This is a genomic window from Pseudoduganella lurida (genome assembly GCF_007830455.1).
In the GTDB taxonomy this organism is placed as follows: Bacteria; Pseudomonadota; Gammaproteobacteria; order Burkholderiales; family Burkholderiaceae_D; genus Rugamonas; species Rugamonas lurida.
Genome location: NZ_VLLB01000009.1, coordinates 35648 through 58310, shown reverse-complemented (window position 1 = coordinate 58310; position 22663 = coordinate 35648). Strand labels below are relative to the sequence as shown.

The 22663-nt window shown below is 66.6% G+C and carries 19 protein-coding genes; 8 read left to right on the top strand and 11 right to left on the bottom strand.

What is annotated here, in order from left to right; translation table 11 throughout:
* Positions 1-134 precede the first annotated feature (134 nt).
* Positions 135-953, top strand: coding sequence for a PRC-barrel domain-containing protein (locus IP91_RS21175; RefSeq protein ID WP_145651692.1), 819 nt, complete (start codon positions 135-137; stop codon positions 951-953).
* A gap of 64 nt (positions 954-1017) precedes the next feature.
* Here IP91_RS21175 and hrpA read toward each other — a convergent pair whose 3' ends face one another.
* Positions 1018-5082 carry an ATP-dependent RNA helicase HrpA gene (gene hrpA / locus IP91_RS21170; RefSeq protein WP_145651690.1) on the bottom strand — a complete coding sequence of 1355 codons (4065 nt, stop codon included), beginning with the start codon at positions 5080-5082 and terminating at the stop codon, positions 1018-1020.
* Positions 5083-5159: 77 nt separating this feature from the next.
* Between hrpA and argA the strand changes: the two genes are divergently transcribed.
* The 4 genes from argA to IP91_RS21150 all read left to right on the top strand — a co-directional run bounded on the left by argA (position 5160) and on the right by IP91_RS21150 (position 9202).
* Positions 5160-6470, top strand: coding sequence for an amino-acid N-acetyltransferase (argA, locus tag IP91_RS21165; RefSeq protein WP_145651688.1), 1311 nt, complete (start codon positions 5160-5162; stop codon positions 6468-6470).
* A 54-nt stretch (positions 6471-6524) separates the two neighbouring features.
* Entirely contained in the window at positions 6525-6797 is a 273-nt protein-coding gene (locus IP91_RS21160; protein WP_145651686.1) for an oxidative damage protection protein, read from the top strand.
* 521 nt (positions 6798-7318) lie between these two features.
* Complete coding sequence (locus tag IP91_RS21155; protein ID WP_145651684.1) at positions 7319-8698, top strand: serine hydrolase domain-containing protein; 1380 nt, start codon at positions 7319-7321, stop codon at positions 8696-8698.
* A 60-nt stretch (positions 8699-8758) separates the two neighbouring features.
* Positions 8759-9202: a PACE efflux transporter gene (locus IP91_RS21150; RefSeq protein ID WP_145651682.1), complete on the top strand. Its 444-nt coding sequence runs from the start codon at positions 8759-8761 to the stop codon at positions 9200-9202.
* Between the two features lie 4 nt (positions 9203-9206).
* Here IP91_RS21150 and rpiA read toward each other — a convergent pair whose 3' ends face one another.
* Positions 9207-9884 carry a ribose-5-phosphate isomerase RpiA gene (gene rpiA / locus IP91_RS21145; RefSeq protein ID WP_145651681.1) on the bottom strand — a complete coding sequence of 226 codons (678 nt, stop codon included), beginning with the start codon at positions 9882-9884 and terminating at the stop codon, positions 9207-9209.
* Between the two features lie 132 nt (positions 9885-10016).
* On the opposite strand from rpiA, the gene IP91_RS21140 reads away from it, so the two are divergent.
* Genes IP91_RS21140 through IP91_RS21130 form a run of 3 tightly spaced genes read left to right on the top strand, consistent with a single transcriptional unit; the run spans position 10017 to position 12088 of the window.
* Entirely contained in the window at positions 10017-10430 is a 414-nt protein-coding gene (locus tag IP91_RS21140; protein ID WP_145651679.1) for a response regulator, read from the top strand.
* A 1-nt stretch (position 10431) separates the two neighbouring features.
* Complete coding sequence (locus IP91_RS21135) at positions 10432-11097, top strand: chemotaxis protein CheC (RefSeq protein ID WP_145651677.1); 666 nt, start codon at positions 10432-10434, stop codon at positions 11095-11097.
* Position 11098: 1 nt separating this feature from the next.
* Positions 11099-12088: a diguanylate cyclase gene (locus IP91_RS21130; RefSeq protein ID WP_145651675.1), complete on the top strand. Its 990-nt coding sequence runs from the start codon at positions 11099-11101 to the stop codon at positions 12086-12088.
* Positions 12089-12209: 121 nt separating this feature from the next.
* Here IP91_RS21130 and IP91_RS21125 read toward each other — a convergent pair whose 3' ends face one another.
* From IP91_RS21125 to IP91_RS21085, 9 genes are all read right to left on the bottom strand, one after another.
* A complete protein-coding gene (locus tag IP91_RS21125; protein ID WP_145651912.1) occupies positions 12210-13301 on the bottom strand; it encodes a protein-glutamate methylesterase/protein-glutamine glutaminase in 1092 nt (363 codons plus the stop codon).
* A gap of 72 nt (positions 13302-13373) precedes the next feature.
* On the bottom strand, positions 13374-14195 hold the full coding sequence (locus tag IP91_RS21120; RefSeq protein WP_145651673.1) for a CheR family methyltransferase: 822 nt from the start codon (positions 14193-14195) through the stop codon (positions 13374-13376).
* Between the two features lies 1 nt (position 14196).
* Positions 14197-14721, bottom strand: coding sequence for a chemotaxis protein CheW (locus IP91_RS21115; RefSeq protein ID WP_145651671.1), 525 nt, complete (start codon positions 14719-14721; stop codon positions 14197-14199).
* A gap of 10 nt (positions 14722-14731) precedes the next feature.
* Positions 14732-16654, bottom strand: a complete 1923-nt coding sequence (locus tag IP91_RS21110) for a HAMP domain-containing methyl-accepting chemotaxis protein (protein WP_145651669.1) — start codon at positions 16652-16654, stop codon at positions 14732-14734.
* A gap of 71 nt (positions 16655-16725) precedes the next feature.
* Entirely contained in the window at positions 16726-18354 is a 1629-nt protein-coding gene (locus IP91_RS21105; RefSeq protein WP_229474780.1) for a methyl-accepting chemotaxis protein, read from the bottom strand.
* 36 nt (positions 18355-18390) lie between these two features.
* A complete protein-coding gene (locus tag IP91_RS21100; protein WP_145651667.1) occupies positions 18391-20559 on the bottom strand; it encodes a chemotaxis protein CheA in 2169 nt (722 codons plus the stop codon).
* A complete protein-coding gene (locus tag IP91_RS21095; protein ID WP_145651665.1) occupies positions 20556-20870 on the bottom strand; it encodes an STAS domain-containing protein in 315 nt (104 codons plus the stop codon). Before IP91_RS21095 ends, IP91_RS21100 begins: the two co-directional genes overlap by 4 nt.
* 86 nt (positions 20871-20956) lie before the next feature.
* Positions 20957-21325, bottom strand: coding sequence for a response regulator (locus IP91_RS21090; protein ID WP_145651664.1), 369 nt, complete (start codon positions 21323-21325; stop codon positions 20957-20959).
* Positions 21326-21334: 9 nt separating this feature from the next.
* Entirely contained in the window at positions 21335-22465 is a 1131-nt protein-coding gene (locus tag IP91_RS21085; protein ID WP_145651662.1) for a methyl-accepting chemotaxis protein, read from the bottom strand.
* Positions 22466-22663: the final 198 nt, after the last annotated feature.

Genomic DNA, 22663 nt, shown 5'->3' with positions numbered 1-22663 from the left:
GCACCCAACGGAACGGCGCCCACACTATTGACTCTCGGTAAGGACGCAAAAAATTTGCTTGCGCTATTCTGGCATGCGCACCGCCGGGCTAATGCACGGCGGCTTTCCACGAACCCGTAGCACAGGAGACCACTATGAGCTATCTCGACCGAGACCCGTTTGGTATTTACCGTGACAACGACAGCGCCGGCCCGGGCCCGCGCCTGATGGGTGCCGACACGCTGATGGGCGAAGACGTCTACAACCGCCAGGAAGAAGACCTGGGCGACATCAAGGAAATCATGCTCGACATGCAGTCGGGCCAGATCTCGTATGCCGTGCTGTCCTTTGGCGGCATCCTCGGCATGGGCAACAAGCTGTTCGCCGTGCCATGGCAATCGCTGCAGCTGGACACCGTCAACAAGCGCTTCATCCTCGACGTGCCGAAGGAAAAGCTGGAGAACGCTCCCGGCTTCGACAAGGACAACTGGCCCGACATGGCCAGCGCCGAATTCGGCTCGCAGATGAGCGGCTTCTGGGGCACCCAGCAGGCCCTGCCGGGACAGCGCACCTCGTCCGGCAGCGTGATGGGCAGCGGCACCAGCACCATGCAGAGCGAATCGAGCTTCGGCCAGAGCAGCATGGGTGACCGCAGCGCCGGCATGAGCAACTCGAGCATGTCCGGCACGCAGGGCGCCAGCCTGACGTCCGGCACGGGCCTGTCCGGCAGCAGCGCGGGCAACCTGGGCAGCGCGGGCACCACGGGCAGCTCGTCCGGCCTGGGCTCCAGTGCCGGCAACCTGGGCACCGGCAGCGGCCTGTCCAGCCAGAGTGACACGCTGGGCAATAGCAGCGGCCTGGGCAGCACCACGCTGGACCTGACGCGCGGCGACGACCTGACCGACAAGAACGTCAACCAGGTCGGCGGCCTGTCGAACCAGAACACCAGCATCGATCCGAACAAGAAGTTCTGATCGGAGCCGATAGCAGAAGGCCCGCTCGCGCGGGCCTTTTTTGCATCTGCGTTGATTTCTACATTTACCTCTGCATCGATTCCCACACCTTGAACAGGCGCTTGACCGACACGGGCATCGGCGTCCTCAGCTCCTGCGCGAACAGCGACACGCGCAACTCTTCCAGCATCCAGCGGAACTCCACCAGTTTCGGATCGGTGTTCTTGCCGGCCGATTTCTCGCGCACCACGCGCAGGTAGGGCTGGGCGGCCTGGTGCCACTCCGCCATCGCCTTGGCATCGCGAGCCGGCTCGGCGCGCAGCTTCTCCAGACGCACGTTCATCGCTTTCAGGTAGCGCGGGAAATGCGCCAGCTGCGTGAACTCCGTATCGAGCAGGAAGCGCTTGTGCACCAGGCCTTTCAGCTGTTCCTGCATGTCGGCGGCCGCCTGCGCGTTGATGCCCTGCAGGCGTTTCGGCAGGCCGTGGAATTCCGTCAGCACCTGCGAGACCAGGCGGGCGATCTCGTTCACCAGCAGCACCAGGCGCGACTTGCCCTCGTCCTTGCGCTTGTTGAACGAGGCCGCATCCGTCGGCAGCGGATCCTGCAGGCAGGCGATGTCGATCGCCTTGGCGATGATCTGGTCGCGCAGCTCTTCCTGCGTGCCCATGCTCATGAACTGCATGCCCATCTGCTGCAGGTTCGGGATGCTCTTCTCGACGAACTTGATCTGGTCCTTCATCTGCAGCGCGAACAGCCGCCGCAGGCCGATGCGGTGCGTGCGTGCCGCCACGTTCGGATCGTCGAACACCTCCAGGTCGCAGTGGCTGATCTTGTCCACCAGCGCCGGGAAGCCGATCAAGGTCAGCTTGCCCTGCACGATCTCCAGCAGCTCGGGCAGTTCGCCGAACGACCAGGACGTGATGTTGGTGTGCGCCGCCGCCGGTGCCGACGGCGCAGGGGCCGGTGCCGGCGGTGCCGCACCCGGCTTTCCTCCAGCTTTCACCTCGGCCGCGATGCCGCCGTGCTTCGGCTTGTTCCCTTCCAGCTGCGCCAGCGAGGCCGCGGAGGCTGGCGGCGCGTTCTCCGCCATCTTCTGGAAGCTCTGCCTCGCCTGGATGCCGTACTCGGCCTGCAAGGTCGCCAGGTTGCGGCCCATGTCCAGCTGGCGGCCATGCTCGTCCACCACCTTGAAGTTCATGAAGTGGTGGGCCGGCAGCTGCTCCGGCTTGAAGTCGGAGGTCAGCACGGTGATCGTGATCTGCTCGCGGATATCCGCGATGATCGCGTCGACCAGGTCGCCCCGGCCGAACGCCAGCTTCGCATGGATGCGGTCGCAGAACTTCTGCGCGTACTCCGGTAGCGGCACCATGTGGCGGCGCTGCTTCTGCGGCAGGGATTTCAGCAGCAGGTGCACTTTTTCCTTCAGCATGCCCGGCACCAGCCATTCGCAGCGCTCGCGCGACAGCTGGTTCAGCGCATACAGCGGCACGTGCAGGGTCACGCCATCGCGCACCGTGCCCGGCTCGAAGTGGTACGTGAGCGCCATCTCGATGCCGGCGGCCAGCAGCTTCTTCGGGAACAGCTCCGTCGTCACGCCGGCCGCCTCGTGCCGCATCAGGTCTTCCTTGACGAGGTACAGCAGCTTCGGCTCGGCAAACGTGGCCTGTTTATGCCAGGCCTCGAAGCCGGCGCCGTTGACCACGTCGTGCGGAATCAGCTTGTCGTAGAAGGCCTCGATCAGCTGGTCGTCGACCAGCACGTCCTGCCGGCGCGCCTTGTGTTCGAGGTTCTCGATCTCCTTCACCAGCCGGTGGTTGTGCGCGAAGAACGGCGCGCGCGTGTCGTAGTCGCCGCCCACCAGCGCATCGCGGATGAAGATCTCGCGCGCCTCGGCCGGGTTGTGCTGCGCATAGTTGATGCGGCGCTGGCTGTAGATCGTCAGCCCGTACAGCGTGGCCTTTTCGGATGCGGTGACCTGCGCCTGGCGTTTTTCCCAGCGCGGCTCGCCCCACGATTTCTTCAGCAGGTGGGCGCCGATCTTCTCCAGCCATTCCGGCTCGATCTTCGCGATGGTGCGCGCATACAGCCGCGTGGTTTCCACCAGCTCGGCCGCCATCACCCACTTGCCGGCCTTCTTGCCCAGCGTGGAGCCGGGCCAGATATGGAACTTGATGCCGCGCGCACCGAGATAACCCGGATCGTCTTCCATCTTGAAGCCGACATTGCCCAGCAGGCCGGTGAGCAGGGCCAGGTGCATCTGGTCGTAGGTGGCCGGCGACTCGTTCATGCGCCAGCCCTGCTCCTTCACCAGCGTGAGGAGCTGCGAATGCACGTCGCGCCATTCGCGCAGGCGTACCTGCGACAGGAAGTTGGCGCGGCAGTTGTCCTGCAGCTGGCGGTTGGTCTTCTTGTGCTCGATCGCGTCCTCGAACCAGCGCCAGATTTTTACATATGACAGGAACTCGGACTTCTCGTCGGCGAACTTCTGGTGCGCCTGGTCGGCCGCCTGCTGGTGCTCGACGGGACGGTCGCGCGGATCCTGCACGGACAAGGCGCTGGCCACGATCAGCACTTCCGTCAGCGCGTTGTGGTCCTGCGCGGCCAGGATCATGCGGCCCACGCGGGGATCGAGCGGCAGCTTGGCAAGCTTGCGGCCCAGGTTCGTCAGGCGGTTGTCGTCGTCGACGGCGCCCAGTTCCTGCAGCAGCTGGTAGCCGTCCGCAATCGCGCGCGCCAGCGGCGGCTCGATGAACGGGAACGTCTCCACATCGGTCAGGTGCAGGGACTTCATGCGCAGGATGACGGAAGCGAGCGACGAACGCAGTATCTCCGGATCGGTGAACTTCGGCCGCTTGTTGAAATCCTCCTCGTCGTACAGCCGGATGCAGACGCCATCGGCCACGCGGCCGCAACGGCCGGCGCGCTGGTTGGCGGCGGACTGCGCCACCGGCTCCACCTGCAGCTGCTCGACCTTGTTGCGATAGCTGTAGCGTTTCACGCGCGCCAGGCCCGCGTCCACCACGTAGCGGATGCCCGGCACCGTCAGCGAGGTTTCCGCCACGTTGGTGGCCAGCACGATGCGGCGCGCGTTCGTGGTGCGGAACACGCGCTCCTGCTCCTCCACGGACAGGCGCGCGAACAGCGGCAGGATCTCCACGTGGGGCGGATGGTGCTTGCGCAGCGCCTCGGCCGCATCGCGAATCTCCCGTTCGCCGGGCAGGAACACCAGCACGTCGCCGGAACCGATGCGGGACACCTCGTCCACGCCGTCGATCACGGCATCCATCAGGTCGCGCTTTTCCTTCTGCGCGGTGGCCGTGCGCAGCTGCGGCTTGGCAGCGTTCACGCCATCGGGCAGCTTGATCGGCTCGCGCTCGACGGGGCGGTAGCGGATCTCGACGGCGTACAGGCGGCCGGATACCTCGATCACCGGCACGGGCGGCCGGCCCTCCTGCGCGAAGTGGCGCGCGAAGCGCTGCGCATCGATGGTGGCCGACGTGATGATGACCTTCAGGTCCGGCCGGCGCGGCAGCAGCTGCTTCAGGTAGCCCAGCAGGAAGTCGATGTTCAGGCTGCGCTCGTGGGCCTCGTCGATGATGATCGTGTCGTAGCCCTTGAGCAGCGGGTCGGTCTGCGTTTCGGCCAGCAGGATCCCGTCCGTCATCAGCTTCACGGACGCGCCACGGTGCAAGGTGTCGTTGAAGCGCACCTTGTAGCCCACCAGCTCGCCCAGCGCCGAGTTGAGTTCCTGCGCGATGCGCTTGGCCGTTGCCGAGGCGGCGATGCGGCGCGGCTGCGTGTGGCCGATCAGGCCCTTCTGGCCGCGCCCCAGCTCCAGGCAGATCTTGGGTAACTGCGTGGTCTTGCCGGACCCCGTCTCGCCGGAAACGATCACCACCTGGTGCTTCTGCAGCGCCTCCGCGATCTCGCCGCGGCGGCCCGATACCGGCAGGTCCTCGGGATAGGTGATCGGCGGTAGCGGATTGCGGAACAGCCGTTCCGCCTCGCGCGCCGCGGCCTGCTCCGGCGTGGGCTTCTCGCGGCGCGGCTGGTTGCCCCGCGGGCGGTCCTGGCGCGGACCGCGCTCGCGGGCTTCGGCAGGTTGGGCGGGAGGGGAGGAACGGGACTGCCTGGAGACTTCTGACATTGTTTTTTACATCCTTTTTACCGCGATCGCTCTTTGATTTGCTACCAGCTGCCGCGCAGCGAATTATAATGCGGCGCATGGAAAACCCTGTCGAATTCGTCCACTGGCTGCGCTCCGTCGCGCCGTATATCCACGCCTTCCGCGGCAAGACCTTCGTGATCGCCTTCCCCGGTGAACTGGTGGCGGCCGGCGCATTGCCGGTGCTGGCGCACGATCTGTCGCTGCTGCACGCGCTGGGCATCAAGATCGTCGTTGTCTACGGCTCGCGCCCGCAGGTCGCCGAACAACTGGCGCTGCGCAACGTCGAAGGCCGCTTCCACAACGGCATCCGCATCACGGACACCGCCGCGATGGAATGCGCGAAAGAAGCGGCCGGCGAACTGCGCCTCGATATCGAGGCCGCTTTCAGCCAGGGCCTGCCGAACACGCCGATGTCGAATGCGGCGATCCGCATCATTTCCGGCAACTTCGTCACGGCGCGCCCACTGGGCGTGATCGACGGCACCGACCTGGAACTGACCGGCATCACCCGCAAGGTCGATGCGGAAACGATCCACTCGATCCTGGGTGCCGGCAGCCTGATCCTGCTGTCGCCCCTGGGTTTCTCGCCCACCGGCGAAGCGTTCAACCTGACGATGGAAGACGTGGCCGTATCGGCCGCGATCGCGCTGCATGCCGACAAGCTGATCTTCATCACCGAAACGGAGATGATGCGCGACCTGGCCGGCGTGGAGATCCGCGAACTGTCGTCGCACCAGGCCGAAGCCGTGCTGCAGGCGAACTTCCTGGCGCCGGAGACGGCATTCTACCTGCGCCATGCGATCAAGGCCTGCGACAGCGGCGTGGAACGCTCGCACATCGTGCCGTTCGCGATGGACGGTTCGGCCATGCTGGAACTGTTCACGCACGATGGCGTGGGCACGATGATCAGCCACGAAAACCTGGAAAGCCTGCGACCGGCCACAATTGAGGACGTTGGCGGGATTATCAAGCTGATCGAACCCCTGGAAGCGGATGGCACGCTGGTGAAACGGGGCCGCGAGCTGATCGAACGGGAGATCAATTATTTTTCCGTCATCGAACACGATGGCGTGATCTTCGGCTGCGCCGCCCTGTACCCGTTCCCGGAAGAGAAAATGGCCGAGATGGCGTGCCTGATCGTCAACCCGGAAGTGCAGGCGCAGGGCGACGGCGAACGCATCCTGAAGCACATGGAGAACCGCGCGCGCGCTTCCGGCGTCACGAAGCTGTTCGTGCTCACGACCCGCACGGCGCACTGGTTCCTGAAGCGGGGCTTCGTGCTGGCCCCCGTGGATGCGCTGCCGAAGGACCGCCAGCGCATGTACAACTACCAGCGCAAGTCCCAGGTGCTGGTAAAGCCCCTGTAGGCGCGCCCGTTTGCCTTTACAATCGTGGTTTTTGCATACTGAGGAGTACCCGAGATGGCCCGTACCGTCCACTGCGTCAAACTGAACAAGGAAGCCGAAGGCCTGGACTTCCCGCCGTATCCCGGTGAACTGGGCAAGAAGATCTACGAATCCGTGTCGAAGGAAGCCTGGGCCGGCTGGCTGAAGCATCAGACGATGCTGGTCAACGAAAACCGCCTGAACCTGGCCGACGTGCGCGCCCGCAAATACCTGGCCGCGCAGATGGAAAAGCACTTCTTCGGCGAAGGCGCCGATGCCGCCGCCGGCTACGTGCCGCCACCGGCCTGAGGCTCGCCAGCCGGATTCAGCTAGTTCAGCTAGTTCAGCTAGTTCAGCTAGATGCAGCGAAATGCCGAAACGGCACCTGCGGGTGCCGTTTTGCATGACGGCCGCTCCCGAGAGGCAAGTGCTTGCCGCCAGAAGCCGACCGCGCCCGGTTGCCGCAGCAACTGCCGCAACGATCGAGGCAGGTTATGCGTTTTTCCGGTTTTTCTAAAACACGATATTTGTTACTGCCCGACTCTCATTCCCGATATTTAGCGCTGTGCCGAGCTTCTATCGCATTGTCTTCGACTTTAGTATGGAATAGAACGAAATAGGAAGCTCTCCAGCCATTAATCGGATTTTAGAAAAACCCCATTTTCGCTCTGCCACCACCACGTTCTTTCCCGAGCCGATCAGCCCGCCTCCACTCCCTCCCCGCACGCCATCACTCGATTGCGCCGGCCGAGTTCGCACCGCCGCAACGGGTTATCATGCATGATCCACCGAGCATTCTCCCTGACCGGTATTCGTTGCCAAGGAACCCCGTGCGCCCTGTCCCGCTCCTGCCCCTCTTCACTGCCTTCTTCCTGCTCACCGCGCCCCAGGCGTACGCCGATCCCCTGGACGACAGGATCGCGCAGGAGATGGAGCGCCGCCACGTGCCCGGCGTAAGCGTGCTGGTCCTCCGCGACGGCAAGGTCATCAAGGAAAAGGGCTATGGCTTCGCGAACCTGGAACACCGCGTGCCGGTCAACGCCGACACGGTGTTCCAGTCCGGTTCGGTCGGCAAGACCTTCACCGCCGCGCTGGTACTGCTGCTGGCCGGGGATGGCAAGCTGAACCTGGACGACCCGATCGAACGCCACCTGGCCAATACCCCGCCGGCATGGAAGGCCATCACGATCCGCCACCTGCTGACCCACACCTCGGGCCTGGGCGATCCGTACGAGAGAATCGATTTTCGCAAGGATTATGCGGACGAGGAGCTGATCGCCCTCGAAGCGGCCATTCCGGTGCTGTTCGCGCCGGGCGAGCGCTTCTCGTACAGCAATATGGGCTACCACCTGCTGGGCTTCATCTGCAACAAGGCGGGCGGCAAATTCTATGGCGACCAGCTGCGCGAACGGATCTTCGCACCGCTGGGCATGGGTACCCGCATCATCAGCGAGTCCGACATCGTGCCGCACCGCGCGGCCGGCTATGAATGGGAAAACGGCGCGGTGCGCAACCAGGCGTGGGTGGCACCGAAACTGAACACCACCGCCGACGGCAGCCTCTACCTCACCGCGCGCGACCTGGCCAGATGGGACCAGGCCCTGTACGGCAACCGGATCCTCGACGCGCAACAGCGCACGGCCAGCTGGACACCGACAAGACTGAACGATGGCAAGGAATCCGATTACGGCTACGGCTGGCAGCTGGGCCAGCGCAACGGCCATACGCTGATTTCGCACAGCGGTGCCTGGCAAGGCTTCAAGTCCCAGCTCAGCCGCTTCGTGGACGACCGCTTCACCGTCATCGTGCTGGCCAACAGCGCGAATGCCAACCCCGGCAAATTCGCCGACCTGGTCGCCGCGCATTTCATCCCCGCGCTGGCAGCGGTGCCCGCGCCACCGATCGCGGACGCCGAGCCGGCCGTCACCGCCGCCGTCCGCGCGGCGGTCGCCAGCCTGGCTGCCGGCGCACGTCCGGCAGGCCTGGCGCCCGCCGCCGAACGGCGCTTTTCGCCCGAGGCAGTGGCCGGCCTGAGCGCCGAACTGAAAAGCTTCGGGACACTGCAGACGGTCGAACTGCTGGCGCGCACGTCCGAAGGCGACTTGACGCGTTACCGCTACCGCTTCCGTTTCGCCGGCGACACGGTGCTCGTCACCTGCGTGCGCGACAAGACCGGGCTGATCGAGAAGCTGTGGATGACGCCGGAATGAGCGGGGCCCGCCGGCCGGTCCTGTAGACTGCCCATCTCCTCCACAGCTCCGGACCACCGCATGCAGGGCCTGAAACGCAGGATCGTCTACGTCACGCTGTTCGAACTGATCGCCATCGGCATCACCACAACGGGATTCGCCCTCTTCACCGACCACGGCGCTGGCCATGCCAGCGTGGCGGCGGTGGCGTCATCGGCCATCGCCGTGGTGTGGAACCTGGCGTACAACACGGCGTTTGAAAAATGGGAGTCCCGCCAGGCCGTGCGTGGCCGGGGGTTCTGGCGCCGGGCGGCGCATGCGACGGGATTCGAGGCGGGGCTGGTGGTGCTGCTGGTGCCCCTGTTCGCCTGGTGGCTGGACGTGCCGCTGTGGCACGCCTTCGTGCTGGACCTGGGCCTGATGGCGTTCTTCCTGGCCTACACGTTCACGTTCAACCTGGCGTTCGACCGCGTGTTCGGCCTGCCCGCGTCGGCCCGGCCGCTGGCGGCCGAACCGGCGGCATAAGCGCTTACCAGCTCAGCGTCTTCACGCCTTCCGCCGTTCCCAGCAGGCAGACGTTGGCGCCGCGCGCGGCAAACAGGCCCACGGCGATCACACCCGTCAGCTGGTTGATGCGTGCCTCGAGTGCCACCGGATCGGTGATCGACAGGCCGGCCACGTCGATGAGGTTGCCGCCGTTGTCGGTGACGAACGGCTCGTCCGAGCCCGGCTTCGTGCGCACCTTCGGCTGGCCGCCCAGTGCCGCCAGCTCGCGCAGCACGGCGTTGCGCGCCATCGGAATCACTTCCACCGGCAGTGCGAACTTGCCCAGGGTGTCCACCAGCTTCGAACCGTCGGCGATGCAGACGAACGACTTTGCCACGGAAGCGACGATCTTCTCGCGCGTCAGCGCCGCGCCGCCGCCCTTGATCATGGCGCCCTGCGCGTCGATCTCGTCGGCGCCGTCGATGTAGACGGCGATCGAGTCCACGTCGTTCAGGTCGAACACGGGCACGCCGTGCTTCTTCAGGCGCTCGGCGGTGGCTTCGGACGAGGCCACGGTGCCCTGGATGCGGTCCTTGATGGCGGCCAGTTCGTCGATGAAGAAGTTGGCCGTCGAGCCGGTGCCGACGCCGATGATGGCGCCGTCGACCACGTAGCCGATGGCGGCGCGCGCCACGGCCTGTTTCAGTTCGTCTTGAGTCATGGGGAATGGTGTCGGGAAGATAAGGGTTGCAAAGGTCGGGCGTTAAGGGTTGCAAGGGCGGGCGTTATTTTAGCAGCGCAGCGGGTGGGGATTGTGGGAAAATGGCCCATCATCACGAGTCAGCAGAATCCCATGACGTCCGCATCCTCCTCGCCCTTGCCGCCCGCCGCCACCCCGCCCGCACCTGTCCGTACTGTTCTGATCGTCGACGACAGCCGCGTCTCGCGCCTAGTGGCGCGCCAGTACATCCTGTCCTTCCATGCCGACTGGCGCGTGGAGGAAGCGGGCACCGGCGAGGAAGCGCTGGCCAAGGCACCCGACCTGCGGCCGGACCTGGTGCTGATGGACGTGAACATGCCCGGCATGGGCGGCCTGGCCTGCGCCGAACAGCTGCGCCGCATGCTGCCCCATGCCAGCATCTCGCTGCTGACGGCCAATGTGCAGGATGCCACCCGCGCCCGTGCGCAGGAAATCGGCGTGGGCTTCATGGAAAAGCCCATCACGCCGGAACGCATCGGCCGCCTGGTCGCCACCGTCGGGGCCTGAGATGGTCGAGCTCACCGAACTGGAACACGACGCGCTGGTGGAGATCTTCAATATCGGCGTCGGCCACGCGGCCGCGGCGATGAGCGGCATCGTGCGCGAGGAAGTGACGATGTCGGTGCCTTCGATCAGCTTCCTCAGCCGCGGCGACGCGGCCGAACTGCTGGAAGCGGCACATCGCCGCAACGACAGCGCGGGCAGCAACTACAACAGCAGCGGCAGCAGCCAGCGCATCTGCGGCGTCAGCCAGCATTACGAAGGCGCGTTCCAGACCGAGGCGCTGCTGATGTTCCCGGAATATAAAAGCCTGGAACTGGTGCGCCTGATGGTGGGCGAATCCGTGCCGCTGGCCGAGCTGTCCGGCATGGAACAGGAGGCGATGAGCGAGATCGGCAACATCATCCTGAACTCCTGCGTGGGCACGCTGGCCAATATCTTCGAGCAGGAGCTGCACGGTTCCCTGCCCGTCTACCACGTGGGCAGCAGCGACGAGATCCTCGATGCCAGCGGCACGCGCAGCGAAACGGTCGTGATGATGCTGCACATCGACTTCATCCTGGAGAAGCACCAGATCCACGGCTACGTCGCGTTCATCCTCGATGTCACCGCACTGCACGACCTGAAGCAGCAGATCGCCGGCTACCTGCAGCGCACCCTCGGACTGGCGTAACATGCAACAACCCGATCGACTGGCCCTGCTCGAAGGCGTGCTGGAAGCCGTCGGCGCCGGCATCATCATCGTCGATGACGCGCACAACGTGGTGCTGTGGAATAAATGGATGGACCGCCACGCCGGCCGCACCGCGCAGGAGGCCATCGGCGCGAACCTGTTCGACCTGATGCCGGAACTGCGCGGCGGCCGCGTGGAAGCGGCCGTGGCGGCGGCGCTGACGAACCACTTCTCGTCGCTGCTGTCCCCTACCCTGAACCGCGCGCCGTTTCCCCTGTACCCGAACGCTGCGGCACGCGCGCGCAACCAGCATGACGAACGGCTGCAGCAGGCGATCGCCGTCACGCCGCTGGCCCTGCCCGGCGCCGCGCCGGACGCGCCGCGCTACTGCATGATCCAGCTGAACGACGTGAGCATGGCGGCCAGCCGCGAAAAGCTGCTGCGCGAACAGACCGAACTGCTGCGCATGCAGTCGTTCTCGGACGGCCTGACGGGCGTTGCCAACCGCCGCGCATTCGACGTGGCGATCGACCGCGAGGTGCGGCGCGCCAAGCGCAATGGCGGCGTGGTGTCGCTGCTGATGATCGACATCGACTACTTCAAGCCCTACAACGACCATTACGGCCACCAGCAGGGCGACCAGTGCCTGATGCTGGTGGCAGCCACCCTGCAGGCGCTGCTGCAGCGCTCCGTGGACATGCTGGCGCGCTACGGCGGCGAGGAGTTTGCCGTGATCCTGCCGGACAACGATGCGCGCCAGGCCCGCACGATCGCCGAGGCGCTGCACGCCCGCGTGCTGGCGCAGCAGATCCCCCATGCGTTCGCGCGCGGCGAGCTGAAGATGATCACGGTGAGCATCGGCGTGGCCACGCTGCCGCCGGGAGAGCCGTCCGACCCGGCGCGCCTGATCGGCGCCGCCGACGGCGCGCTGTATGCCGCCAAGCGGCAGGGCCGCAACCGCGTCGAGGCCGCGCTCGAGGACCACGACTAAGGATCGGGGACAGGCACCTATTTTTGAGCAACACGAGTGTTGCTCAAAAATAGGTGCCTGTCCCCTTGCCGGGTGCCTGTCCCCTTGCCGGGTGCCTGTCCCCTTGCCGCCGTTGCCGCCCTTACCGGCCCTGCAGCTGCTGCAGGATCTCCTTGTCGATCGCCTTCAGCGTGACGGTCTTCTCCACCGCGCCGCGCTTCACGGCCTCCTTCGGCATGCCGTACACCACGCAGCTTTCCTCGTCCTGCGCCACCGTGCGCGCGCCGGCCTTGCGCATCTCCAGCAGGCCGGCGGCGCCATCGTCGCCCATGCCCGTCATGATGATGCCGAGCGCATTGGCGCCCGCGTTCTTGGCCACGGAGCGGAACAGCACGTCCACCGAAGGCCGGTGCCGGTTGACCAGCGGTCCGTCGATCACGTCCACGCAGTACTGCGCACCGTCGCGGCGCAGCAGCATGTGCTTGCCGCCCGGCGCGATCAGGGCGCGGCCCGGCAGCACGCGGTCGCCGTGCTTCGCTTCCAGCACCTGGATCTGGCACAGCGTGTCCAGCCGCGCCGCGAACGCCGCCGTGAATTTTTCCGGCATGTGCTGCACGATGACGATGCCCGGCGTGACCCGCGGCAGCGCCGTCAGCACTTCCTCCAGCGCCTGCGTGCCGCCCGTGGAGGTGCCGATGGCCACCACCCGCTCCGTCGTCTGCAGCGGCGTGCGCGCTTCGCCGGCCGGCGCCAGGATCGCATCGGCCGTCAGCTTGGCCGGCGCGGGCGCCAGCGGCGCAGCGGCAGCGGCGCGCAGGCCGAGGCGGCGCACGTTCACCGTGGCGGCGGCACGCACCGCGGCGATCAGCTCATCGGCGCTGTCGTTCAGGAAGTCCTTCAGGCCCAGCTTCGGCTTCTCGATCACGGCCACGGCGCCGGCCGCCATCGCCGCCAGCGTCGTCTCGGCGCCCCGCTCCGTCAGCGTCGAGCAGATGATGACGGGCGTGGGCCGTTCGGCCATGATGCGCTTGAGGAAGGTGATGCCGTCCATGCGCGGCATCTCCACGTCCAGCACGATCACGTCCGGCCACTGCTGCTTCATGCGCTCGATGGCCAGCAGCGGGTCGGACACCGCATGCAGCAGCCGGATGCCGGGCGCCGCGGCCAGCATCTCGCCGACGACCTTGCGCACGACGGCGGAATCGTCCACGACCAGCACGTTGATGGTATTCATAGGCATGTGAGATTTGCGGCCGCCGCTGCGAAACCGCTAGGGTAGCGCACCGGCCGGCCGACCAGGCGTCCGTTAGCTTGCCTTGCGGTAGACCGAAGGGATCACGGGCTGCACGGCATCGCTGATGTCGTGCAGGCTTTCGGAATGGCCGATGAAGAACTGCGCGCCGGGCTTGAGCCGCGACGTCACGCGCGCCACCACCTGGCGCTTGGTATCGGCGCTGAAGTAGATCATCACGTTGCGCAGGAAGATCACGTCGTACAGGCCCAGGTCGCCCGGCAGCTGCGTGTTCAGGTTCACCTGGCGGAACTGCACGCGCTGGCGCAGCGCGCGGTCCACCAGCAGCGTGCCGGCCTGCTCGGCGATGCCCTTCAGGCAGAAACGCTTCAGGTAGGCCGGCGGCACGTGGCTGGCGCGTTCCATCGGGTAGTGGCCGATGCGGGCGCGCTCCAGCACGCGCGTACTGATGTCCGAGGCCACCACTTCCCACGGCGCGTTGCCCAGCACGTCCGCCAGCACCATCGCGATGCTGTACGGTTCCTCGCCGGACGAGCAGGCCGCGCTCCATACGCGGAACGGCGCGCCGGCACGCAAGCCCGGCTGCGCCTGCAGCGCCGCCTGCCGCAGCAGGTCGAAGTGGCGCGCCTCGCGGAAGAAATAGGTCTCGTTGGTGGTCAGCAGGTCGACGGCGATCTGCGTCTCGTCCGCATGGTGGCCGTCGGAGAGCATCGCGAAATAGGCGTCGTAGCTGTCCAGCCCGAAGTGGTGCAGCCGCTTGGCCAGCCGGCCGCTCACCAGCGCCTTCTTCGCATCGGACATCGTGATGCCGGCAATGTCGAGGATGAAGCGCTGGAACTGGGCGAACTCGCGCTCGCTGATCGCGATGGCCGTCATGTCAGGCGGCCGACGGTTCGCCGGTTTCCAGCACCGCGGCCGGCAGCGTGGCCAGCGCATCGACCGCCAGCACATTCGCCACGTTCAGCAGGATCACGAACTTGCCATTGAGCTTGCCCATGCCCGCGATGAAGTCGCCGCGGATGCGCGTGCCGAAGCTGGGCGCCGGTTCGATCTCGGAGGCCGGGATGTCCAGCACGGCGCTCACCGCATCGACCACCACGCCTGTCACCTGGCGCTCGCCATTGCTGCCGCCCCCCAGTTCGACGATGACGATGCAGGTACGCTTGCCCGGCACGGCCAGCGGCCGGCCGAAACGCGCCGCCAGGTCCATCACGGGCACCACGGCGCCGCGCAGGTTGATCACGCCGCGGATACAGTCCGGCATCATCGGCACCTCCGTGATGCCGGAGAACTCGATGATCTCCTTGATGGCCATGATGCCGATGCCGAACGCTTCGCCGCCCAGCATGAAGGTCAGATATTGCGCGGTCTCGCCGGCATCCTGTTTTGCTTGATTCATCATCGATCCCGCGTCAGAAATTGGTGAAGCTGGCTTCGTCCGGCTCGCCGTGCGTGGCGAAGCTGTCCGCCAGGCGCAGCTGGGCACGACGCGCACTGCCATGGCCACGCACCGGCTGGCGCACCGCCACGGCGGCGCGCGACTGCGCAGCCCCTCCGGCCAGGCGGAAGAAGCCCATCGCCTGCTGCAGCTGCTCGGCCTGGCCGCTCATCTCCTCGGCGGTGGCCGCCAGCTCTTCGGAGCTGGACGCGTTCTGCTGCGTCGTCTGGCTCATCTGGCCGACCGCCGCATTGATCTGGCCCACGCCGGCCGACTGCTCTTCCGAGGCGGCCGTGATTTCCTGCACCAGGTCGGAGGTCTTGCGGATGTTCGGCACCATCTGATCGAGCAGCTTGCCGGCCCGTTCGGCCAGCTCCACGCTGTTGCTGGCCACTTCGCCGATTTCCTGCGCCGCCACCTGGCTGCGCTCGGCCAGCTTGCGCACCTCGGCCGCCACCACGGCAAAGCCCTTGCCATGTTCCCCGGCGCGGGCCGCCTCGATGGCCGCGTTCAGCGCCAGCAGGTTCGTCTGATACGCGATGTCGTCAATGATGCCGATCTGCCGGGCGATCTGCTTCATCGCCACGACCGTGGCTTTTACTGCCTCACCGCCTTCGGCCGCTTCCGATGCGGCCTTGGCGGCCATGCCATCCGTGACACGCGCGTTCTCGGTGTTCTGCGAAATGGATGCCGTCATCTGTTCCAGCGAGGCGCTGGTTTCCTCGACGCCGGCGGCCTGCTCGGAAGCCGACTGCGACAGCGACTGCGCCGTGGCGCTCACCTCTTCCGACGCGGAGGCCAGCGACTGCGCGCTGCCGTTCACGTCGCCCACCACCTGCGCCAGCTTGTCCATCGTGCCGTTCGAATAATCCTTCAGCTGCGCGAACGCGCCCTGGTAGTCCTTCTCGATGCGGGTGGTCAGGTCGCCGTCGGCCAGCGCCGACATCACGCGCACCACGTCGCCGATGCTGGCACCGGTGGTGGTCACCAGCTGGTTCAGGCCATCGCCCATGTCCTTCTGGAAGCCGTGCATGCCCGTGGTGTCGACACGCGCATCGAAGTTGCCGCGGTTGGCTGCCTCCACGACGGCGCGCTGGCCGGCGATCACCTGGCGCAGCTTGGCGACCATCTCGCCCACGGCAAACAGCATGCTGCCGCTGTCGCCCTTGCGGGTGACCACTTCGCCGGACAGGTCGCCGTGCGCGATGCGCTTGAGCAGTTCGGCCGCATAGGCCGGCTCGCCGCCCAGCAGGCGCGTGATGGAAATCGTGATCCACAGGGCCATCACGATGCCGAAGGCCACGGCCAGCGTGCCCAGCGCCGTCATCTGGTTGCGGGCGCTGACGTAATCGGCTTTCGCTTCCTCGCCCACCTTGTCCATCAGCTGGCTCTGGTAGGTGATCAGTGCGCGGATGGCATCCACGTAGGCGCTCTGCGATGCATCGAGCTTGTTGACCAGCAGCTGGCGCGCTTCGTCGCGCTGGCCCGCCGAGACGAGGTGGATGAACTCTTCCTGCGAGCCGCGGTATTTTTCCCGCGCGTCCATCAGCGTGCGCAGCAGCTCCTTGCCGCGTGCCGACGTGATGCGCTGGCCCAGCTTGTCGAGACCGTCCTTGATGCCGGCCTTCGACGTTTCGATGGCCGCCAGTTCGCGGCGCGCCACGTCGGCATCCTCGAAGATGGCGATATTGCGCATGCCCACGGCGATCCGGTTGATGTTGTCGATGAGCTCGTAGCTCCACACGACCTTCGGATACTTGTCGGTCACCATTTCGTCGGTGGCCTGGCTGACGCCGCCGAGGCTGCGGATGCCCAGCAGGACGACGCCTGCCAGCAGCAGGCTCATGACACCGAAGGCCAGGGCCAGGCGCGTGCTGATTTTCAGATGGGAGAACATGGTGTGCTTTCTGCGGCCTCCGGCCGCGGGTGGTCAATGGAAGTCAATGGCGTCCGTCCGTGCCGCCGTGCTCAGAAGCGCGTGAAGCTCGCCTCGTCCGGGCCGTCCATCGCGAAGGCCGGGTTCTGCATCGCCAGGCTTTCGGTGCGGCGCGCGGGCGTGTGGTGCGGGCGCGCCGGCGGCTTGCGCACGCTGATGGCGGCGCGCTCCAGGCGGAAGAAGCTCATCGCCTGCTGCAGCTGCTCGGCCTGGCTGCTCATTTCCTCGGCCGTCGCCGCCAGTTCCTCGGAGCTGGAGGCGTTCTGCTGCGTCGTCTGGCTCAGCTGGCCCACGGCCGCGTTGATCTGGCCCACGCCGGCGGCCTGCTCTTCCGAGGCCGCCGTGATTTCCTGCACCAGGTCGGAGGTCTTGCGGATGTTCGGCACCATCTGGTCCAGCAGCGCGCCCGCCCGTTCGGCCAGTTCCACGCTGCTGCTGGCCACTTCGCCGATTTCCTGGGCGGCCACCTGGCTGCGTTCTGCCAGCTTGCGCACTTCCGCCGCGACGACGGCAAAGCCCTTGCCATGCTCGCCGGCGCGCGCCGCCTCGATGGCCGCGTTCAGCGCCAGCAGGTTGGTCTGATACGCGATGTCGTCGATGATGCCGATCTGCTTGGCGATGCGCTTCATTGCCACCACCGTGGCTTTCACTGCCTCGCCGCCTTCGGCCGAATCCTGCGCGGCCTTGCCGGCCATGCCGTCCGTGACGCGCGCGTTCTCGGTGTTCTGCGAGATCGAGGCCGTGATCTGTTCCAGCGAGGCGCTGGTTTCCTCCACGCCGGCGGCCTGCTCGGAGGCGGCCTGCGACAGCGCCTGCGCCGTGGCGCTCACTTCCTCGGAAGCGGAGGCCAGCGACTGCGCGCCGCCGTTCACTTCCGCCACCACGTGGGTCAGCTTGGCGATCATGTTCTTCATCGCAGCCAGCAGCTGGCCCGGTTCGTCGCGCGACGTCTTCTCGATCGTCACCGTCAGGTCGCCGCCGGCCAGGCGGTCGGCCACGGCCACCGCCTGGCGCAGCGGGCGCGTGACGGACAGCGTGATCAGCGTGGCGATCACCACGGCCAGCAGCAATGCGCCGACCGTCATTTCGATCACCAGCAGGCGCGTGGCCTCGTAGGTGGCGCTCGCTTCGCCGGCCAGCCGCTGCATCTTCTCGGCCTGGAACTTGGACAGCGCGTCGATGGCGTCGCCCAGCAGGCGGTTGGCCGGCACGAAATCGCCGCTGACGAACTTGGCCGCCAGTGCCTGGTCGGTCTGGATCAGCGCGTAGAACTTCTCGTACTTCGGTTCCAGCGCGGCATGGTGGTCGGCGATGGCCTTCAGCAGCTTCTTGCCTTCCTCGCTGGCGATCGTCCGGGTCAGTTCGGCGATGCGTTCCTGCTCGGCGGCGCGCACGCCCTCGAGCTGCTTGCGGTAGCGCGCGACCTCGGCATCGCCCTCGGCCAGCAGCATGCCGCGCATCTGGCGCGGAATGTCCACGCTGTCGCGGATCAGGTCCTTGGTCAGCACGACCTTCGGATAGGCGTCTTCGACGATCAGGTCGGACGCGCGGTCCATCGCCGCCATGCGGCCGATGGCCAGCAGCGCGACAGCCGCCAGCAGCAGTACCACCACGCCGAAGCCGAGGCCCAGGCGGATACCAATTTTCAGATTCTTCAGCACGATGGCTCCCGGTTCAGATAAGTAAGATTCATTGCGTCAGGCGGCCAGCACGCCGTGCGCGGCCTGGCTGTCCTGCTCCACGCCCTGCAGCAGCGCGGCCATGTCGAGGATCAGGGCGACCTCGCCGTTGCCGAGGATCGAGGAGCCGGACAGGAAGCGCACGCCGGCAAACACCTTGCCGAGCGGCTTGATCACGGTCTGGAACTCGCCCAGCAGCGTGTCGACCACGAGGCCGGCGCGGCTGGCGCCGTGGCGCACCACCACGATGCTCTGGCGCCGCGCCGGCTCGCCCTTCACGTGGAAGCGCTCGCGCAGCCGCACGTAGGGCAGCGGCTGGCCGCGCAGGTCCACGTAGCCCGACGTCTGCCCGGCCTGGCCGGGCCGGCCGTCCTCGCGGAACTCGATGCACTCCTCCACCATGTCCATCGGGATCACGAAGGTGGATTTGCCCAGGCCCACCTGGAAGCCGTTGATGATCGCCAGCGTGAGCGGCAGCCGCACGGTGACGGTGGTGCCCACGCCTTCCGTGCTGGCGATGTCGACGCTGCCGCGCAGCGCGACGATATTGCGCTTGACGACATCCATGCCCACGCCACGGCCGGACAGGTTGGTCACCTGCTCGGCCGTGGAGAAGCCCGGCTCGAAGATCATGCCGAAGATCTCCTTGTCGGACAGCGCGCGGCCCGCTTCCACCAGGCCCCGTTCGACCGCCTTGGCCAGGATGCGTTCCTTCTTCAGGCCGCCGCCGTCGTCCTGCACCTCGATCACGATGCTGCCGGAATCGTGGTAGGCGTTCAGCGTGACCGTGCCCTGCGCCGGCTTGCCACGCGCCACGCGCACGTCGGCCGGCTCGATGCCATGGTCCATCGCATTGCGCACCAGGTGCGTGAGCGGGTCGCCGATCTTCTCGACCACCGTCTTGTCCAGTTCCGCCTCCTCGCCGGAGACCTGCAGGCGGATGTCCTTGCCGATCTCGCGCGACACGTCGTGCACCACGCGCTGGAAGCGGTTGAAGGTGGCGCCGATCTTCACCATGCGCAGCTGCAGCGCGCTGTCGCGCACCTCCTCCACCAGGCCGGACAGCGTGGACGTGCATTCCAGCAGATCGGGGATCTGGGTGCGGCGCGCGATTACGCTGGCGCTGGCGCCGGCGATGATCAGTTCGCCCACCAGGTTGATCAGGCGGTCGAGCTTGTCCGCATCCACGCGCACCGAGCGGTTCTCGGCCGGCGCGCTTTTCGGGTCGGCGGCCTGCTTCTGCTTGACCAGCGCGGCCGCCACCACGGGGGCCTGCACCACGCCCTGGTTGACGAGGATCGCGCCGATCGGCGCCTGCACCTCGACGGGCACGCTGGCCTGCACGGCGAGCGCCTGTTCCAGTTCATGGGCCGTGATGCTGCCGCAGCGCACCAGCATCTCGCCCAGGCGCGTGCGCTCTTCCGGCAGCTCGTCGATCAGCGCCAGGTATTCGTCCACCTTGCTGTCCGGCGCCAGGATGCGGATCGCGCAGTCGTCGCGCACGAAGTCGAAGGCACCGTCGATGTCCGCCTTCGAGGCGGTGCTGGCAAAGCCGATCTCGAAGCCGAGGTAGCACGATTCCGGATCGAAGTCCTCGGCGGCCGGCAGGCCATCGAACAGCGTGGCGATGCCGGTGATGGTGCCCATCTGGCCGAGGTAGCGGATGAACGACAGCGGGTCCATGCCGTTGCGCAGCACGTCCGGCCCGAAGCGCAGCGAGATGTGCCACTGCGCCGTTTCGGCCGATGCCGGCACCAGCGGCTGCGCCATTTTCGCCACCGGTGCGGCGCTTACGCCGGCACCGTCGAGATAGCGCTGCAGCGCGGCCGTCAGCGGTGCGCCGGCCTGCGCCAGTGCCACGTCGCCGTCGAGCGTGTTCGCTTCCACCGCGTCGACCAGCGCGCCGATATGGTCGCGGCAGGCCAGCAGCAGCGTCACCAGGTCGTCCGTCACGGGCACCACGCCGTCGCGCACTTTATCCAGCACGCTTTCGGCCACGTGGGTGAAGTCCACCACCACGTCCAGGCCGAACATGCCGGCCGAGCCCTTGATCGTGTGGGCGGCGCGGAAGATGGCGTTGACGGCCTCCTCGCCTTCCGTCGCCACGGCCAGCAGGCTGTTCTCCATCTCCTCGAGCAGTTCGCGGCTCTCGGCGATGAAGGTGTGCATTACCTGGTCGAGATTCATGCCGCCGCTCCCGCACTGCCGGCCGCCAGCTCCGTCAGGCCGATCAGCGCCAGCACCTCGCGCACGGCCGGGCTGGGATCGACGATCCGCACGGTGCGGCCATGCACGGCCGCGGCACGGCGCATCATCAGCACCAGCTGCAGGCCGGCGCTGTCGAATTCGGTGACGGCCGACAGGTCGAGCGCCGGCACGCCGTCGGCGCGCACGGCGCCCAGCAGCAGGGGCTTGAGTTCCGCGGCGCGATAGATCGTCAGCTCGCCTTCGATGCGCAGCGTGTCGGCCGCTTCCGCGTCCGCCTGGACAATACTCATGTGGTTCTCCGTGTAAGCCGGCGGTGATGCGTCGCGCCAGCAGCGACAGTCATGACAGGAATCCGGACCTCGGTCCGGACATGGAATCAGGGGAGGACGAGCTTCTGGACGGCGGCCAGCAGCGCTTCCGGCTTGAACGGCTTGACCATCCACGCACGCGCGCCGGCGGCCTGGCCTTCGGCCTTCTTCTCCTGCTGCGATTCGGTGGTGAGCATCATCACGGGCGTGAACTTGTACGCGGGCCGCGTCTTCAGTTCGCGTACGAAGGCGATGCCGTCCATATTGGGCATGTTGACGTCGCTGATGATCAGGTTGACCTTCTGGCCCGTCAGCTTGGCCAGCGCGTCCTTGCCGTCGCTGCCCTCGATGACGTCGTAGCCGGCCTGGCGCAGGGCGATGCCGACGACCTGGCGGATGGACAGCGAATCGTCCACGACCATGATGGTTTTTGCCATGTAAAACTCCTAGAAAAAGGTGATCTCTTCTTCCTGCTGCGCGGGCGCAGGCAGGCTGCTGCGGGCATGCAGCGTGCGTTCTTCGGCCATCGCGTAGGTGCTTTCCAGCTCCGCCAGCAGCGCGCCCGCATCGAGCGGCCGCAGCCTGCCTTCGTCGGTGCCCTGCTCGTCCAGGTAGGACGGCAGGCGCGCGATGTTGTGCTGCACGTGCGACAGGATCTGGCTCACGCGGTCCTGGAACTGCAGCTGCACCAGCGCTTCGGCCACTTCCGCCTTGATGCCGGCGCTTTCGCTCTCCAGCAGGCTGGAGGACTGCACCAGCGCATCCGTCACGCCGCGGAACGAGGCCAGCACGTTGCCGATCAGCTGTTCCGAAGCCTGCACGGCCTGGGCTTCCTCGCGCATCGATGCGCCGGCGGCGGCACTGGTGGCGCCGATGGCGTCGCTGATCTGGCCGACCTGCCGGGCGATCTGCTTGCCCGCTTCGGCGGAGCGGTTCGACAGCATGCGCACCTCGGTGGCGACGACGGCGAAGCCGCGCCCCGCCTCGCCGGCGCGCGCCGCCTCGATCGCCGCGTTCAGCGCCAGCAGGTTGGTCTGCCAGGCGATGCTGGCCACGTCCGCGGCCATCGCCTGCAACTGCTGCGTGATCTGCTGCAGGCCTTCGATCTTCTGCAGCATCTGCTGCTTGCCGGCCGACGCGCTGGCCAGCATGTCGAGCAGCGAGCGCAGTTCCTTCTCGCTGGCGGCAAACACGTCGACGATGCTGCCGCCTTCGTGGTTGCGCGCGGCGCCGGAGGCAGCCAGCGCCTCTTCGAGCTTGTAGACGATGCCGGAGAAGCGGCCGATCAGCGCCACCACGGCTTCTTCCATCTGGTTGCGCGAGGCATCGATGTGCGAGGCCCAGACGCCGGACACGTCGGCGCTGAAGCGGCGGCGGCTGGCGAGATAGCTTTCTTCACCCTCATCGGCAACGGGCTTCGCATGCGGATAGAGGACGGCGCCTGCGCCAGCTGCGAGCAGCACGGCGGCGATGACGAAGCCGTGCCACTGCCAGGCGGCCAGCGGCACGATGGCGATGGCGGCGGCAATGGCGATGGCAAGCGGAAAATACGACTGCAGGGGACGTTGGCGGATCACGCGGCTTCCGTAGGGTCAGCGATTAATGAAGGGCAGTCACGGAAACAATGCCGCATTGATAAGGGGCGATCGATCCGGCGCACATCATCGCGTGCGCTAGGTTGCACTATTGCAGATGCTATTGCCGTAGCGCAAGGTCTTTGTGACTGTTTCGTGCTTTCCGGTCGCCAAAATCACACATTCGCTTGGCGTCTTGCC

What these genes read in the sequence shown, in the direction of transcription:
- hrpA (WP_145651690.1), bottom strand. Translation starts at nt 5,082, where the DNA reads ATGTCAGAAGTCTCCAGGCAGTCCCGTTCCTCCCCTCCCGCCCAACCT.
- IP91_RS21095 (WP_145651665.1), bottom strand. Translation starts at nt 20,870, where the DNA reads ATGAGTATTGTCCAGGCGGACGCGGAAGCGGCCGACACGCTGCGCATC.
- IP91_RS21090 (WP_145651664.1), bottom strand. Translation starts at nt 21,325, where the DNA reads ATGGCAAAAACCATCATGGTCGTGGACGATTCGCTGTCCATCCGCCAG.
- IP91_RS21115 (WP_145651671.1), bottom strand. Translation starts at nt 14,721, where the DNA reads ATGATGAATCAAGCAAAACAGGATGCCGGCGAGACCGCGCAATATCTG.
- IP91_RS21120 (WP_145651673.1), bottom strand. Translation starts at nt 14,195, where the DNA reads ATGACGGCCATCGCGATCAGCGAGCGCGAGTTCGCCCAGTTCCAGCGC.
- IP91_RS21135 (WP_145651677.1), top strand. Translation starts at nt 10,432, where the DNA reads ATGGTCGAGCTCACCGAACTGGAACACGACGCGCTGGTGGAGATCTTC.
- IP91_RS21175 (WP_145651692.1), top strand. Translation starts at nt 135, where the DNA reads ATGAGCTATCTCGACCGAGACCCGTTTGGTATTTACCGTGACAACGAC.
- IP91_RS21160 (WP_145651686.1), top strand. Translation starts at nt 6,525, where the DNA reads ATGGCCCGTACCGTCCACTGCGTCAAACTGAACAAGGAAGCCGAAGGC.
- IP91_RS21100 (WP_145651667.1), bottom strand. Translation starts at nt 20,559, where the DNA reads ATGAATCTCGACCAGGTAATGCACACCTTCATCGCCGAGAGCCGCGAA.
- IP91_RS21150 (WP_145651682.1), top strand. Translation starts at nt 8,759, where the DNA reads ATGCAGGGCCTGAAACGCAGGATCGTCTACGTCACGCTGTTCGAACTG.
- rpiA (WP_145651681.1), bottom strand. Translation starts at nt 9,884, where the DNA reads ATGACTCAAGACGAACTGAAACAGGCCGTGGCGCGCGCCGCCATCGGC.
- IP91_RS21125 (WP_145651912.1), bottom strand. Translation starts at nt 13,301, where the DNA reads ATGAATACCATCAACGTGCTGGTCGTGGACGATTCCGCCGTCGTGCGC.
- IP91_RS21140 (WP_145651679.1), top strand. Translation starts at nt 10,017, where the DNA reads ATGACGTCCGCATCCTCCTCGCCCTTGCCGCCCGCCGCCACCCCGCCC.
- argA (WP_145651688.1), top strand. Translation starts at nt 5,160, where the DNA reads ATGGAAAACCCTGTCGAATTCGTCCACTGGCTGCGCTCCGTCGCGCCG.
- IP91_RS21130 (WP_145651675.1), top strand. Translation starts at nt 11,099, where the DNA reads ATGCAACAACCCGATCGACTGGCCCTGCTCGAAGGCGTGCTGGAAGCC.
- IP91_RS21110 (WP_145651669.1), bottom strand. Translation starts at nt 16,654, where the DNA reads ATGTTCTCCCATCTGAAAATCAGCACGCGCCTGGCCCTGGCCTTCGGT.